At 72.0% G+C, this 13,971-nt stretch carries 14 protein-coding genes; 6 read left to right on the forward strand and 8 right to left on the reverse strand.

The genetic code is table 11. From position 1 onward, the window contains the following. Both ASC99_RS11640 and ASC99_RS11645 read right to left on the reverse strand, forming a co-directional pair. Window positions 1–568 (reverse strand): acyl-CoA dehydrogenase family protein (locus tag ASC99_RS11640; protein WP_200948321.1); only part of this gene is annotated, 568 nt, incomplete at its 3' end. 141 nt (window positions 569–709) lie between these two features. Next, the gene (locus tag ASC99_RS11645; RefSeq protein WP_082598263.1) at window positions 710–1,837 is read right to left on the reverse strand and encodes an LCP family protein; all 1,128 of its coding nucleotides are present in this window, start codon (window positions 1,835–1,837) and stop codon (window positions 710–712) included. A gap of 155 nt (window positions 1,838–1,992) precedes the next feature. On the opposite strand from ASC99_RS11645, the gene ASC99_RS11650 reads away from it, so the two are divergent. Both ASC99_RS11650 and ASC99_RS11655 read left to right on the forward strand, forming a co-directional pair. Continuing rightward, window positions 1,993–3,336, forward strand: coding sequence for a UDP-glucose/GDP-mannose dehydrogenase family protein (locus ASC99_RS11650; RefSeq protein WP_057230990.1), 1,344 nt, complete (start codon window positions 1,993–1,995; stop codon window positions 3,334–3,336). Between the two features lie 29 nt (window positions 3,337–3,365). Next, window positions 3,366–3,767, forward strand: a complete 402-nt coding sequence (locus ASC99_RS11655; RefSeq protein WP_057230992.1) for a CoA-binding protein — start codon at window positions 3,366–3,368, stop codon at window positions 3,765–3,767. 140 nt (window positions 3,768–3,907) lie between these two features. Here the strand turns inward: ASC99_RS11655 and ASC99_RS11660 are convergent, their stop codons facing one another. After that, window positions 3,908–4,714 carry a DUF1028 domain-containing protein gene (locus ASC99_RS11660; RefSeq protein ID WP_057230994.1) on the reverse strand — a complete coding sequence of 269 codons (807 nt, stop codon included), beginning with the start codon at window positions 4,712–4,714 and terminating at the stop codon, window positions 3,908–3,910. Window positions 4,715–4,770: 56 nt separating this feature from the next. Then, window positions 4,771–5,946 (reverse strand): dipeptidase, encoded by a 1,176-nt coding sequence (locus ASC99_RS11665; RefSeq protein ID WP_057230995.1) that lies wholly within the window; start codon window positions 5,944–5,946, stop codon window positions 4,771–4,773. 125 nt (window positions 5,947–6,071) lie between these two features. On the opposite strand from ASC99_RS11665, the gene ASC99_RS11670 reads away from it, so the two are divergent. From ASC99_RS11670 to ASC99_RS11680, 3 genes are read left to right on the forward strand one after another with little or no spacing between them, the layout of a single operon-like run. Continuing rightward, window positions 6,072–7,370: an MFS transporter gene (locus ASC99_RS11670; RefSeq protein WP_057230997.1), complete on the forward strand. Its 1,299-nt coding sequence runs from the start codon at window positions 6,072–6,074 to the stop codon at window positions 7,368–7,370. Window positions 7,371–7,380: 10 nt separating this feature from the next. Continuing rightward, the gene (locus tag ASC99_RS11675) at window positions 7,381–8,043 is read left to right on the forward strand and encodes a response regulator transcription factor (RefSeq protein WP_057230999.1); all 663 of its coding nucleotides are present in this window, start codon (window positions 7,381–7,383) and stop codon (window positions 8,041–8,043) included. Then, on the forward strand, window positions 8,043–9,362 hold the full coding sequence (locus tag ASC99_RS11680) for a HAMP domain-containing sensor histidine kinase (protein WP_057231001.1): 1,320 nt from the start codon (window positions 8,043–8,045) through the stop codon (window positions 9,360–9,362). Before ASC99_RS11675 ends, ASC99_RS11680 begins: the two co-directional genes overlap by 1 nt. On the opposite strand, the gene ASC99_RS11685 is transcribed toward ASC99_RS11680, so the two are convergent. Genes ASC99_RS11685 through ASC99_RS11695 form a run of 3 tightly spaced genes read right to left on the reverse strand, consistent with a single transcriptional unit; the run spans window position 9,356 to window position 11,939 of the window. Continuing rightward, window positions 9,356–10,288, reverse strand: coding sequence for a TAXI family TRAP transporter solute-binding subunit (locus tag ASC99_RS11685; protein WP_057231003.1), 933 nt, complete (start codon window positions 10,286–10,288; stop codon window positions 9,356–9,358). The genes ASC99_RS11680 and ASC99_RS11685 overlap by 7 nt on opposite strands. An 11-nt stretch (window positions 10,289–10,299) precedes the next feature. After that, the gene (gene purE, locus ASC99_RS11690; protein WP_057231005.1) at window positions 10,300–10,824 is read right to left on the reverse strand and encodes a 5-(carboxyamino)imidazole ribonucleotide mutase; all 525 of its coding nucleotides are present in this window, start codon (window positions 10,822–10,824) and stop codon (window positions 10,300–10,302) included. Beyond that, window positions 10,821–11,939 (reverse strand): 5-(carboxyamino)imidazole ribonucleotide synthase, encoded by a 1,119-nt coding sequence (locus tag ASC99_RS11695; protein ID WP_057231007.1) that lies wholly within the window; start codon window positions 11,937–11,939, stop codon window positions 10,821–10,823. The genes purE and ASC99_RS11695 overlap by 4 nt, the downstream gene beginning before the upstream one ends. Before the next feature lie 249 nt (window positions 11,940–12,188). Between ASC99_RS11695 and ASC99_RS11700 the strand changes: the two genes are divergently transcribed. After that, window positions 12,189–12,710, forward strand: coding sequence for a GtrA family protein (locus tag ASC99_RS11700; RefSeq protein WP_057231009.1), 522 nt, complete (start codon window positions 12,189–12,191; stop codon window positions 12,708–12,710). A gap of 12 nt (window positions 12,711–12,722) precedes the next feature. On the opposite strand, the gene ASC99_RS11705 is transcribed toward ASC99_RS11700, so the two are convergent. Next, a complete protein-coding gene (locus ASC99_RS11705; RefSeq protein WP_057231012.1) occupies window positions 12,723–13,967 on the reverse strand; it encodes an ATP-binding protein in 1,245 nt (414 codons plus the stop codon). Window positions 13,968–13,971 lie beyond the last annotated feature (4 nt).

Genomic DNA, 13,971 nt, shown 5'->3' on the forward strand with positions numbered 1-13,971 from the left:
AGATGCCCTTCGTGCGCAGCTCCGGGTCGGTGACGGCGAGCACCGTGTAGAACTCCGAGACACCCGCGTTGGTGATCCAGCGCTTCACGCCGTTGAGGACCCAGAAGTCACCGTCGCGCACCGCGCGGGTCTTCATGCCCGCCGCGTCCGAACCCGCGTCCGGCTCGGAGAGGCAGTACGAGAACATGCCCTCGCCGCGGGCCAGCGCGCCCAGGTACTTCGCCTTCAGCTCCTCCGAGCCGGACAGCTGCACCGGCAGYGAACCCAGCTTGTTGACSGCCGGGATCAGCGAGGACGAGGCGCACACCCGCGCGATCTCCTCGATCACGATCACGGTCGCCAGCGCGTCCGCACCCGCACCGCCGTACACCTCCGGCACGTGCACCGCATGCAGGTCGTTGGCCTGSAGCGCGTCCAGCGCCTCCTGCGGGAACCGGCCCTGCTCGTCCACCTCCGCCGCGAACGGAGCGATCTTCGCCTCCGCCAGCGACCGCACCGCCTCCCGGAGCATCTCGTGCTCCTCGGAAAGCCGGAAGAGATCGAAATCAGCCCCGGAGTTGCCCGCCATGTGCCTCGCCCCTTGAATTCGGACCACGTTAGTTACCGTTAAGTAAGCGTAATTCTAGGCTCGCGCCCTGCCTACCCCGTACGTGACATGCGTGACACCGACTCATCACACCGGCTCGTCACACCGGCTCGTCACACCGGCTCAGCGGACGTTCTCGTCCAGCGTGTCGCCGGTGCCGGGGTGCTGGGCCAGGTACTCGAGCACCCCGTCGTTGCGGACCGCCTCCCAGAGCTGCTTGGCCACCCGCTGGTCGAGGTAGACCACCGACTGGCCGCCCTCGTCGCCGAAGCCGCCGAACGGCGCATTCATGAACCGCACTCCGTCGCCGCGCAGCCCGCGCAGGCTCCAGGCCAGGTCGTAGAGGTCGGTGTTGCTCAGCTTGTCGTCCACGCTGACCACCTCGCCGACCGAGCCGAGCAGGCCGGTCAGCTTGCCGGGGTTGCCCAGGGTGCCGGAGCTGAGGGTCTGCTGCATCAGGGCGCGCAGGAAGTTCTGTTGACGCTTCGTCCGGTCCAGGTCGCCGTTGGGCAGTCCGTACCGCTCCCGGACGTAGAGCAGCGCGGTCGCCCCGTCCATGTGCTGGGTGCCGGCCGCCCAGTGCCTGGCCTCGCCCTTGCCCTCGATCTCCTTCGGGATGGTGATGTCCACCCCGCCGACCGCGTCGGTGAGGGACCGGAAGCCGTTCCAGTCCACCACCGCCAGGTGGTCGATCGGGATGCCCGTCAGGTCCTGGATGGTGCGCACCATCAGGGCCGGGCCGCCGAACGAGTACGCCGCGTTGAGCTTGGCCTTGCCGTGGCCGGGCACGTCCACCCAGGTGTCCCGGGCCAGCGAGATCACCGAGGCGTTCTTCCGGTCCGCCGACAGGTGCAGCAGCATCATGGTGTCGCTGCGGGCCGCCCCCGCCTGCCAGACCGGGGCCTTGGCGGGGGCGCCCGGGTCGGTCCTGGCGTCCAGGCCGACCAGCAGGAAGGTCACCCCGGCGTTGGGCACCGGCTTCGGCCGCTCCGACTCGGCGAGACTGGGCAGCGCGCCCGGGATCCGGGCCACCGAGGAGGCGTAGTGGTCGGCCGTCCAGTACAGCGCTCCCGCGCAGCCGCCGGTGATCAGCAGCACCGTCAGCAGGACGCCCAGCAACAGCCTGCGGCCCCGCCGCCGGGACCTGGGCGGGGCCTCAGGCTGCTCGGTGTCCCCGGCCTGCTCGGGCCGGTCGGACCGGTCGGCGAAGATGCTCAGTCCGGCGGAGTCCGCCCCGTCCTCGGTGCTCATGCGGGCATTGTCCGGTCGAGCCGCCGCGCACCGGGCCGGAACCGGTACGAGGAGGGTGAAGTCGTTACCTCTCGGCCATGGCTACTCGGCGCGGCCGCCGCCGGATAGCATCGGTCCCTGCCCGACCGAGCAGATCTGAACCAAAGGGGAAGCGCGTGACCCTCCGCATTACGGTGATCGGCACCGGATACCTCGGTGCTACGCATGCCGCGTGCATGGCGGAGCTCGGTTTCGAGGTGCTCGGCCTGGACATCGATCCGGAGAAGATCGCCACGCTGGCCGCCGGGAAGATCCCGATGTACGAGCCCGACCTGGCCGAGCTGCTGGTCAAGCACGTACCCGGCCACCCCGGCTCGTCCGGCCGGCTCCGCTTCACCACCTCGTACGAGGAGGTCGCGGACTTCGGTGACGTGCACTTCATCTGCACCAACACCCCGCAGAAGAAGGGTGAGTTCGCCGCCGACATGTCCTATGTCGACGCCGCGCTGGACTCGCTCGCCCCGCACCTCAAGCGCCCCACCCTGGTGGTCGGCAAGTCCACCGTGCCGGTCGGCAGCGCCAACCGACTCGCCGTCAGGCTGGCCGAGCTGGCCCCGGTCGGCGCGGCCGCCGAGCTGGCCTGGAACCCGGAGTTCCTCCGCGAGGGCTTCGCCGTCGGCGACACCCTGCACCCCGACCGGCTGGTGGTCGGCGTCCGCAGCGAGCGGGCCGAGGCGCTGCTCCGCGAGGTGTACGCGACGCCGGTCTCCGAGGGCGTGCCGTTCGTGGTGACCGACTTCCCCACCGCGGAGCTGGTCAAGGCCGCGGCCAACTCCTTCCTGGCCACCAAGATCTCGTTCATCAACGCGATGGCCGAGGTGTGCGAGAGCGCCGGCGCGGACGTGGTCCAGCTCAGCAAGGCGCTCTCCTTCGACGAGCGGATCGGCGGCAAGTTCCTCAACGCCGGGGTCGGCTTCGGCGGCGGCTGCCTGCCCAAGGACATCCGGGCCTTCATGGCCCGGGCCGGGGAGCTGGGCGCCGACCAGGCGCTGACCTTCCTGCGCGAGGTCGACTCGATCAACATGCGCCGCCGGTCCCGGATGGTCGAGCTGGCCCGCGAGCAGTGCGGCGGCGGCTTCCTCGGCCGCCGGGTCGCCGTGCTCGGCGCCGCCTTCAAGCCCAACTCCGACGACATCCGGGACTCCCCCGCGCTCAACGTCGCCGCGCAGATCCAGCTCCAGGGCGCCCAGGTCTCGGTCTACGACCCCAAGGCGATGGACAACGCCCGCAAGATGTTCCCCAGCCTCAGCTACGCCGACTCCGCACTGGAGGCGGCCGAGGGCGCCCACGTCGTCCTACACCTGACCGAGTGGCAGGAGTTCCGCGACCTCGACCCGACCGTCCTGGGCGGCGTGGTCGCCGAGCGCCGGATACTGGACGGCCGGAACATCCTGGACGACGCCAAGTGGCGCGCGGCCGGCTGGCACTACCGCGCGATGGGCCGCCCGACGGTGGAATAGTCGCTGTCCGCCGGGGAGTTGCAGCGGGTATGAGCGACGACGCGGTGGTGCGGAAGATCCTGCTGGAGAGCGGCGACACCTGGGCGGTGGTCGGGCTTTCCAACAACACCGCCCGGGCCGCGTACGGGGTGGCCCGGGTGCTGCAGCGGGCGGGCAAGCGGGTCGTGCCGGTGCATCCCAAGGCCGAGACGGTGCTCGGCGAGCCGGGCTACGCCTCCCTCGCGGACATCCCGTTCGCGGTGGACGTGGTGGATGTCTTCGTGAACTCCTCGCTGGCCGGGGCGGTCGCCGACGAAGCGGTCGCCAAGGGCGCGAAGGCGGTCTGGTTCCAGCTCGATGTGATCGACCAGGAGGCGTACGCCCGCACCACGGCGGCCGGCCTCGACATGGTGATGAACCGCTGCCCGGCGATCGAGCTGCCGCTCCTCTGAGCTGCCGCCCAGCCAGGCACTATCCAGCGGCTCGGGGAACTGCGAGGAGATCTGGCGCCGGGGTCACTGCGAAAGTGCCTGACCCTTTACGTACAAGATCACCTTGCACAGGTCGGCGTCGCAGTTCCCCGAGCCCCTGGCTACCGCACCTTGGCGCGAAGGTGGTCCAGGACCAGGGGGTCGATGTACCCGGGGACGAGGCGGCCCTCGAGGTTCTCGACGCCGGCCCAGCGGTCCAGGGTTGAGTGGCCGGCGGCGGTCAACAAGCCGGTGACCTCGATGGCCAGCTCTCCGGTGAGCTCCAGCAGAGTGGCCGGGTCCGGGATGCCGAAGAGGGTCTCGTGGATGACCAGCAGGCGGGCCAGTTCGGTGACCGGGTCGGGGTGGTCGTCCACCCGGAGGTCGTGGGAGGTGTCGCTGAGGCCGCCGTAGCCGGCGCCCCGGTCGGCGATGTACAGGGCGGCGCTCTGCCGGCCCCGGCTGTCGCCACCCGCTGCGTCACCGGCCGCCAGGGTAACCACCAGCCGCTCCGCGAAGGGGAGTTCGGCGCCGCCGAGCCACGCCGACTCCATCGCCTCGACCACCTCGGGCCCGGTCAGGATGTTGCCCTGGATCGCGTAACCGGGGCCCGCGACGCCGCCTGCCCAGTCCAGGCAGTCCGCCCCGGTCCAGGTCACGCCGTCGCCGGAGGTGCCGACCAGGCCGAGCTGGCGGTCGGCCCGGCCCGGGTCGGCGGCGGTCAGTCCGGTCACCACGTCGGCGGGGGCGACGCCGGTCCGGAGCAGGGTGAGGCCCTGCGGCCGGTAGGCGAAGTTGGCCATCGCCTGGGTGGCCAGCGCACCGACCTCCGCCTCGGCGGCCGGGACGACCGCGCCTGCGGCGAGGAACTTGCTGGCCACCGCGACACCGACGGCGCTGCCCGAGCGGGCCACTATGGAGAAGGTCACGCCGACGGACGATAGCCGTTCGTCGCGTCCATGCCTAGAGAGCGCCCGGGGAGTGCCTAGAGAGTGACGATCGACGGACGCCGGACGGCCCGGAGGTCACGGGCCACCGCCTCCGCGTCCCGCAGCACCCGCACCGCGTTGTGCCAGGTGAGCTTCGCCAGATCGGTCTCCGACCAGCCCCGGCCGAGCAGTTCGGCGATCAGGTGCGGGTAGCCGGCCACGTCGTCCAGGCCGGCCGGGGTGAAGGCGGTGCCGTCGAAGTCGCCGCCGATCCCGAGGTGGTCGATCCCGGCCACCTGCCGCATGTGGTCCAGGTGGTCGGCGACGGTGGCAACGGTGGCGACCGGGCGGGGGTGGGCGGCCTCGAAGGCGCGCTGACAGACCATCGCCTCGGGGGTGGTCTCCAGCGGGTGGAAGCCGTGCGCCCGCATGTTCTGGTCGGCGTCCACGGTCCACTCGATCGCGGCGGGCAGGATGAACTTGGGCACGAAGGTGACCATCGCGACGCCCCCGTTGGCGGGCAGTTGGGCCAGCACGTCGTCGGGGATGTTGCGCGGGTGGTCGCAGACCGCCCGGGCCGAGGAGTGCGAGAAGATCACCGGCGCCTCGGTGATCCGCAGGGCGTCCCGCATGGTGTCGGCGGAGACGTGCGAGAGGTCGACCAGCATGCCGAGCCGGTTCATCTCCCCCACCACCTCCTCGCCGAAGGCGGTCAGGCCGCCGTGCTCGGGCTTGTCGGTGGCCGAGTCGGCCCAGGGCACGTTGTCGTTGTGGGTGAGTGTCAGATAGCGGACGCCGAGCTCGTGGAGCACTCGCAGGGTGGCCATCGAGGAGTTGATCGAGTGTCCGCCCTCGGCGCCCATCAGCGAGGCGATCCGGCCCTCGCGCCGCGCCGTCTCCATATCGTCGGCAGTGAGCGCGAGCCACAGGTGGTCCGGGTAGCGCTCGGTCAGCGTCCGGACGAAGTCGATCTGCTCCAGGGTGGCGCTGACCGCCTGGTCACCCGCGTAGTCGGAGCGCACGTACACCGACCAGAACTGCGCGCCGACCCCGCCCGCCCGCAGGCGGCCGAAGTCGGTGTGCAGTCGGGATCGCTGATCGGCCGTCAGGTCGATCGCGTCCAGGTCGTACCCCGCCTGGGCGCGCATCGCCCACGGCAGGTCGTTGTGACCGTCCACCACGGGTGCGGTTCGGAGAAGCTCACGGGCTCGGGCCAGCAGGTCGGTAGTCATACCAACAGTTCTACCGCCTCTGTTAACCAGAGGTTAGTTCTTCGCCGCCGCCCTGGGCCGGTCCGCTCACTCTGCTGGACGCTGCGAGGCACAGCGGAACCCTCCACCCACCCGGGAGCGACCCCATGAAGTCAGCGACACCCTGGAAGGCCGTGATCGGCGGCTCGGTCGGCAATCTGGTCGAGTGGTACGACTGGTTCGTCTATGCCAGCTTCGCCACCTACTTCGCCTCGGCGTTCTTCCCGCACGGCAACCCGACCGCCCAACTCCTCAACACCGCAGGCATCTTCGCGGTCGGCTTCTTCATGCGACCGGTCGGCGGCTGGCTGCTCGGCCGGTACGCGGACCGGCGCGGCCGGAAGGCCGCGCTCACCCTGACCGTGTCGCTGATGTCGGTCAGCGCCCTGCTGATCGCCGTCGCCCCGACCTACGAGCAGGTCGGCTACGCGGGCGCGGTCGTCCTGCTGGTCGCCCGGCTGCTCCAGGGCCTGTCGGTCGGCGGCGAGTACGCGGCCAGCGCCACCTATCTGACCGAGGCGTCGCAGCCGGGCCGCCGAGGGTTCGTCTCCAGCTTCCAGTACGTGTCGATGACCTTCGGTCAACTGCTGGGCCTGGGCTTGCAGATCACCCTCCAGCACACCATGTCGCCGGCGGACCTGCATTCCTACGGCTGGCGGATCCCGTTCATCGCCGGGGCGCTCGGTGCGGCGGTGGTGTTCTGGCTGCGGCGCAACCTGGTGGAGACCGAGGCGTACGCCGAGAGCGAGGGGTCCGCAGAACGGGGCACGCTGCGTCGACTGCTCGCCCACAAGCGGGAGTTCGCCCTGGTGATGGCGCTGACCATGGGCGGCACGGTGGCGTACTACACCTACACCACCTACCTGACCAAGTACCTCTCCAACACCGCCGGGCTGAGCAAGAACGACGCCGCCCTGGTCAGCTTCTGCGCGCTGACCGTCTTCATGCTGCTGCAGCCGCTGGCCGGTTCGCTCTCCGACCGGATCGGCCGCCGGCCGCTGCTGATCACCTTCGGGGTCGGCGCCACCTTCGGCACGGTCCCGCTGATGACCACGCTCTCGCACACCGGGAGCTTCGGCGGGGCGCTCCTGCTCGCGGTGGCCGCGCTGGTCATCGTCACCGGCTACACCTCGATCAACGCCGTGGTGAAGGCCGAGCTGTTCCCGACCCAGATCCGGGCGCTCGGGGTGGCGCTGCCGTACGCGCTGGCCAACGCGCTGTTCGGCGGCACGGCCGAGTACGTGGCGCTCTGGTTCAAGGACGCGGGCATCGAGTCGGGCTACTACTGGTACGTCTCCTCGCTGGCGGCGGTCTCCCTGGTGGTCTACCTGACGATGCGTGAGACCCGGGACAACGCACTCACCGAGGGCACCCGACCGGCCACCAAGACGGCGGTCCCCGCCTAGGCTGTCGCTCATGCGCGTGCTTCTGGTCGAGGACGACGACCGTCTCGCGGCCGCCCTGATCCCGGCGCTCGCCCGGCACGGCCACCAGGTGGTCCGGGCCGGGCGGGCGGACGACGCCTTCCGGCTCAAGGACACCTGCGAGTTCGTCCTGCTCGACCTGGGCCTGCCCGACCTGGACGGTCTCGAACTGCTGCGCCGGCTACGCCGGGTGTCCACCGTGCCGGTGATCGTGCTGACCGCCAGGACCGAGGAGCGGGACATCCTGCGCGGCCTGCGCTCGGGCGCCGACGACTACCTGGCGAAGCCGTTCCGGACCGCCGAACTGGCCGCCAGGATGGCCGCCGTGGTGCGGCGCGGCACCCGTCCGCTGGCCGTCGCCGGGCGGGTGGTGCAGATCGGCGACGTCCTGATCGACCTGGAGACCCGGCGGGTCACCGTGGCCGGGGAGCCGGTGGTCCTGACCCGCCGGGAGTTCGACGTGCTGGCCGTGCTCGCCCGCGAGCCCGGCACGGTGCGCGGGCGGGAGGAGATCCTGGACGAACTCTGGGGCGACGTCCAGCTGTCGGCCTCCCGCTCGCTGGACGTGCACATCGCCGGCATCCGCTCCAAGACCGGCCGCCCGCAGCTGGTCGAGACGCTCCGGGCCACCGGCTACCGGCTGGCCGCCCGCTGATGCAGCGTCGGCTGCTGGTGGTCCAACTCCTGCTGATCGGCTGCCTGGTGGCGGCGCTGGCGGTACCGCTCGCGCTGGCGTACTCCTCGCACCGGACCGGCCAGCTGCTGCTCGCCCGCCGGGCGGACGCCACCCGGTTCGCCGAGCTGACCGACCGGGCCCTGCGCGAGGGCGGCCCGTCCGGCCTGCCGGCGGAGGTCACCCGGTACGCGGAGCTGTACGGCACGGCGGTGGAGATCCGGGACCGGGACGGGCGGCTGATCGCGGGCACCCCGGTCGGCGGGGACCGGGCGACCGGGCGGGCGCTGTCCGGCCGGACCACGGACGGGCTGCCGCTGCTCACCCCGTTCGGCCCGGCCTCGGTGCTGGTCGCCGAACCGGCCGGGCGGGACGACCAGGTGTCCGGGGTGGTGGTGCTCCGGGTCTCCACGGCGGCGGCCCGCCGCTCGGTGGCCGTGGTCTGGGCCGCGCTCGCGGTCGGCGCGGTGCTGGCGCTGCTCTGCTCGCTGATCGCCGCCCGGCGGCTGACCGCCTGGGTCCTGCGGCCGGTCGGCGAACTCGATCGCACCACCCGGGAGATCGCCGAGGGACGGCTCGGCGCCAGGATCGGCACCGTACGCGGCCCGGTCGAACTGCGCCGCCTGGAAGAGCGGTTCAACGCCATGGCGGAGGCCATCTCGGTCGCCGTGGAACGCCAGCGCGCCTTCGTCGCGGACGCCTCGCACGAGCTGCGTACCCCGCTCACCGTGCTCTCGCTGCGGCTGGAGAACCTGGAGCCGTTCCTGACCGCCGAGGGCCACCCTGGGTACCAGCAGACGCTGGCCGAACTCGACCGGCTGGAAGCCCTGTTGGAGGACCTGCTGACGCTCGCCCGGGTGGAGGCGGACGCCGGGCTGCCGGAGACCCTGTCGGCCGGCCGGCTGCTCGCCCGGCTGACCGGCTGGCAGGAGCTGTACACCGCCAAGGGCCTGACCCTCACCGTGCACGTCACTGACGGACCGCCGCTGCCCGCCGCCGTGGCCCGGATCGCCGACATCGCGCTCGACAACGCGGCGAAGTTCGTCCCGGCCGGCGGCCGGGTGGAGGTCTCACTGACCGGCCGGGTGCTGCGGGTCGCCGACGACGGCCCGGGGCTGGACGAGACCGGCCGCCGGGCCGCCCTCGGCCGGTTCTGGCGCGCGCCGGAGCAGCGCAACGTCACCGGGAGCGGCCTGGGGCTCGCCATCGCGGTCGAACTGGCCCGCAGCTGCGGGGGCACGCTCGCCCTGCTGGCGAACCAACCATCCGGCCTGGTGGTCGAGTTGAGGCTGAGTCAGTAGACCGCGCGGTAGTGCCGGGCCGCACCCAGGTGCAGCGGGACGGTGCCGGTGCCGATCGCGTACCGCTCGTCCAGCCGGCCGCCCGGCGCGTCCGGGGTCTGCAGGTGGTCCCGGCGACGGAACAGCACCTCGGTGACGGCCTGCACGATGTCCGGGTCGAGACCGGCGGCGCAGACCAGGTAGCTCGGGGTCCCGACGGTCGGGGTCGGCCCCGGCTGATGGTAGGCGCCGAGCGGGATCGAGACGCTCTCGTACACCGGCCCGTACGCGGTGCGCAGCGCGGCCGCCTGCGCCGCCAGCGGGACCAGCCGGACCGGCAGCAGCTCGGCCAGTTCGGTGATCGCCCGGGTGGGCACGCCACCGGACCAGAAGAACGCGTCCAGCTCCCCGGCCCGCAGCGCCGCCACCGACTCGGCCGGGCCCAGCAGTTGCGCCCCCACCGTGCTCAACCCGGCGGCGGTCAGCACCCGTTCGGCCACCACGGCGGTGCCGGACTCGGCGGCACCCAGCGAGTACCTGCGCCCCGCCAGGTCACCGACGGTCGACACCGGTCGGTCCGAAGGGACCACCAGGTGCAGGTAGTTGAGGTACAGCCGGGCAATCGCGGCAACCGTGACCGACCGGGTGAAGGTGCCGCGCCCGGCCACCGCGTCGGCCGCACTGTCGGCCAGGGTCAGCCCCAGCTCGGCCCCGCCCTCGCCGATCAGCCGGAGGTTGCGCACGCTCGCGGCCGTCGACAGGACCTCGACGGTGAGGCCGGGGTGGGCCTGCCCGATCTCCTCGGCCAGCCGCCGGCCGAAGGTCTGGTACGGCCCGCCCTCGGGGCCGGCCGCCAGCCGCAGCACGCCACGCGGCGCGGGCGCCGAACACCCCGTCAGCACCGCGGCGGCCCCCAGAGCGAGGGCCGCGCGGCGCGACAGCGGCATGGCGTACGTGCCTACTTGCCGAAGCCGAAGGAGCCGGCGCCCGCCGCCTTGGCGCGGAGCTTCTTGCCCTTCTCGGTGGCCTGGCTGTTCAGCTCGGCCTGGAACTCGGTCATCTTCTCGGTCAGCTCCGGGTCGAAGGCGGCCAGGATCCGGACCGCCAGCAGCCCGGCGTTGCGGGCCCCGGCGATCGAGACGGTGGCGACCGGCACCCCGGCGGGCATCTGAACGATCGACATCAGGCTGTCCATGCCGTCCAGGTAGCGCAGCGGGACCGGCACGCCGATCACCGGCAGCGGGGTGACCGAGGCGAGCATGCCCGGCAGGTGGGCGGCGCCGCCCGCGCCCGCGATGATCGCCTTCAGGCCCCGGGTGTGCGCCTGCTCGCCGTACGCGATCATCTCGCGCGGCATCCGGTGCGCGGACACCACGTCGACCTCGTACGGGATCTCGAACTCGTCGAGCGCCTGCGCGGCGGCCTCCATCACGGGCCAGTCGGAGTCGGAGCCCATCACGATGCCGATAACTGGCTGGGTCATTCGGTGATCGTCCCTCGCAGGTAGGCGGCCGCGTGGCGGGCGCGCTCGCGGACGTCGTCGAGGTCGTCCCCGAAGACGTTGACGTGGCCGACCTTGCGGCCGGGCTTCACGTCCTTTCCGTACATGTGGATCCGCAGGCCGGGGTCACGGGCCATGCAGTGCAGGTAGGCCCGGTACATGTCCGGGTAGTCGCCGCCGAGCACGTTGACCATCACAGTCCACTTGGCGCGCGGACGCGGGTCGCCGAGCGGAAGGTCGAGGACGGCCCGCAGGTGGTTCTCGAACTGCGACGTGACCGCGCCGTCCTGGGTCCAGTGGCCGGAGTTGTGCGGCCGCATCGCCAGCTCGTTGACCAGGATCCGGCCGTCCCGGGTCTGGAACAGCTCGACCGCCAGGTGGCCCGTGATGTCCAGCTCGCCGGCGATCCGCAGGGCCAGCTGCTGGGCCTCGTCGGAGAGCGCCGGGTCGAGCTCGGGTGCGGGGGCGGTGACCTCGGCGCAGACGCCGTTCTCCTGGAGGCTCTCCACCACCGGGTAGGCGACCGCCTGGCCGCTGGGCGAGCGGACCACGTTGGCGGCCAGCTCGCGGAGGAAGTCGACCTTCTCCTCGGCCAGCACCGGCACACCCGCCAGGAACGGGGCCTGCGCCTCGGCCTCGTCGCCGACGACCCAGACGCCCTTGCCGTCGTAGCCGCCGCGCACCGTCTTAAGCACGACCGGGTAGCCGTCGCCCTCCTCGGCGAACGCGGTCACGTCGGCCGGGTCGGCGACCAGCCGGTGCCGGGGGCAGGGCACGCCGATCGAGTCCAGCTTGGCCCGCATCACACCCTTGTCCTGGGCGTTGACCAGGGCCTCCGGGCCCGGGCGGACGGCGATGCCGTCCGCCTGCAGGGCGCGCAGGTGCTCGGTCGGCACGTGCTCGTGGTCGAAGGTGATCACGTCGCACCCGGCCGCGAAGCGGCGCAGGGTGTCGAGGTCCCGGTAGTCACCGAGCACCACGTCGGAGACCACCTGTGCGGCGGAGTCCTGAGGGGTGTCGGCGAGGAGCCGGAAGCGGATGCCCAGCGGGATGCCCGCCTGGTGCGCCATCCGGGCGAGCTGCCCGCCGCCGATCATGCCCACCACTGGAAAATTTGCATTGCCCGCGAAAGTCACGCTGCCCAGGATATCCGGGCCGGTGGGGGGTGGTGCACCAGCCGCCGCCGGCGGGGAGGCGGGGGTGGGCAGCGGCGGGGTGCCCGGCGGGAGCGAGTAGCCTGGTTGGCCGGGCCCGAAGCACACTGTCCGATCATGTGTTTGCGAAGCAGCCCATCGCGCTGCACCTGCGCGAGCACCGTTTCGTCGGCAAACACTGGAGATCCGCGGATGACGAGCATGACCGGCCCGAAGCCCTCGCTGGCGCAGAAGCTCCGGGGCATCTCCGGCGAGGCGCTCAAGTTCGGCCTGGTCGGCCTGAGCGGCGTGGTCGTCAACTTCGCGGTCTTCTGGATCTGCATCAACGGCCTCGGGCTGGCCACGCTGCGCTCCAACATCGCGGCGACCCTGGTGGCGATCGCCAGCAACTACCTCGGCTACCGGTACTGGCTCTACAAGGACCGCGACGCCAGCTCGCGCAAGCGGGAGATCACGCTCTTCCTGCTGTTCAGCGGCGCGGGCATGCTGATCGAGACCGGCATCCTCGGACTGTCGGAGTACGGGTTCGGCTTCGACAGCGACCTGCAGAAGTTCGCCGCCAAGACCCTCGGCCTGGGCATCGGCACGGTGTTCCGCTTCCTCTCCTACCGCACCTGGGTCTTCAAGGCGCTGCCCGAGCTGGCCGAGCCCGCCGCCGTCCCGGCGCCCGGCGCACCTGCCGTGGTCGTCGAGCAGCCGCAGTACGCGAAGTGACCTGACCCGGTCTCAGCTCTCCTCGTCCGCCCGGGTGAGGAAGAGCGCGAAGACCGGCGGCTGCAGTGAGAGCAGCTCCAGCCGCGCCCCGTCCGCCTCCGCCAGATCGCGGGCCACCGCGAGCCCGATGCCGGTGGAGTTGCGGCCGCTGACGGCCCGTTCGAAGACCCGGTTGCCCAGCTCGGTCGGTACCCCGGGGCCCTCGTCCTGCACCTCGACCACCACCGAGCGGCCGGACGGCCTGGCCCGGACGGTGACCGTCCCGGCGCCGTGCATCAGCGAGTTCTCGATCAGGGTCGCCAGCACCTGGGCCACCATCCCGGGCGTGCCCAGCACCCGCACGTCGCGCAGGCCCTCGACCCGCAGGGTGCGGCCGGTGCCGCGCATGGTCGGGCTCCACTCGGCCAGCTGCTGCTTGACCACCTCGTCCAGCTCGAAGAGCACCGCCGTGGGGCTGCGCGGGTCGCGCTGGTTGGTGAGCAGCCGCTGCACCACGTCGGTGAGCCGCTCCACCTGCTGGAGCGCGATGGTGGACTCCTCCTTCACGGTGTCCGGCTCGCTCGCCAGTGTGTTGATCTCCTCCAGCCGCATCGAGAGCGCGGTGAGCGGGGTGCGGAGCTGGTGCGAGGCGTCGGCGGAGAGCCGTCGCTCGGCGGACAGCATCCGGGCGATCCGCTCGGCGCTGGCGTCCAGCACCTCGGCCACCCGGTCCAGCTCCGGTACGCCGTACCGGCGGTCCCGCGGCCTCGGGTCACCGGAGCCGAGCCGCTCGGCGGTCTCCGCCAGGTCGACCAGCGGCCGGGCCAGCCGCTTGGCCTGCCAGACCGCCAGCGCCACCGCCGCCTGGACCGCCAGCAGCGCGACCACGCCGAGCAGCAGCAGCATGTTGGCGATCTCGTGGTCCACCCCGCGCCGGGACTGCACCACCGTGACCGTCTCGCCGTCGGCGCCGGACTCGGTGACGCTGAGCACCGGCGGCGCGGGCGGGGTGCCGATCGACAGCACCGGCTGTCCCGGCACCGCGATGGTGACGTAGCCGCCCTCGGGGAGCTGGGCGGTGAACTTCTCGCCGGTGATCGGCTCCTGCGCCGCGAGCCGGCTCTCCACCAGGCCGAGCACCCGGACGGCCTGGGCGTCCACCCGGGCGTCGGCGGCGTTGACGATGGACTGCTTCTCGACCAGGGCGATCGGGACGCAGAACACCACCACCATCACCAGGACCACGCCGAGCAGGGAGTTGATCATCCGGCGTTTCACGCGG

Source organism: Kitasatospora sp. Root107, from assembly GCF_001424875.1.
GTDB lineage: Bacteria > Actinomycetota > Actinomycetes > Streptomycetales > Streptomycetaceae > Kitasatospora.

What these genes read in the sequence shown, in the direction of transcription:
- ASC99_RS11665 (WP_057230995.1), bottom strand. Translation starts at nt 5,946, where the DNA reads ATGACTACCGACCTGCTGGCCCGAGCCCGTGAGCTTCTCCGAACCGCA.
- ASC99_RS11675 (WP_057230999.1), top strand. Translation starts at nt 7,381, where the DNA reads ATGCGCGTGCTTCTGGTCGAGGACGACGACCGTCTCGCGGCCGCCCTG.
- ASC99_RS11680 (WP_057231001.1), top strand. Translation starts at nt 8,043, where the DNA reads ATGCAGCGTCGGCTGCTGGTGGTCCAACTCCTGCTGATCGGCTGCCTG.
- purE (WP_057231005.1), bottom strand. Translation starts at nt 10,824, where the DNA reads ATGACCCAGCCAGTTATCGGCATCGTGATGGGCTCCGACTCCGACTGG.
- ASC99_RS11695 (WP_057231007.1), bottom strand. Translation starts at nt 11,939, where the DNA reads ATGATCGGCGGCGGGCAGCTCGCCCGGATGGCGCACCAGGCGGGCATC.
- ASC99_RS11645 (WP_082598263.1), bottom strand. Translation starts at nt 1,837, where the DNA reads ATGAGCACCGAGGACGGGGCGGACTCCGCCGGACTGAGCATCTTCGCC.
- ASC99_RS11655 (WP_057230992.1), top strand. Translation starts at nt 3,366, where the DNA reads ATGAGCGACGACGCGGTGGTGCGGAAGATCCTGCTGGAGAGCGGCGAC.
- ASC99_RS11700 (WP_057231009.1), top strand. Translation starts at nt 12,189, where the DNA reads ATGACGAGCATGACCGGCCCGAAGCCCTCGCTGGCGCAGAAGCTCCGG.
- ASC99_RS11670 (WP_057230997.1), top strand. Translation starts at nt 6,072, where the DNA reads ATGAAGTCAGCGACACCCTGGAAGGCCGTGATCGGCGGCTCGGTCGGC.
- ASC99_RS11685 (WP_057231003.1), bottom strand. Translation starts at nt 10,288, where the DNA reads ATGCCGCTGTCGCGCCGCGCGGCCCTCGCTCTGGGGGCCGCCGCGGTG.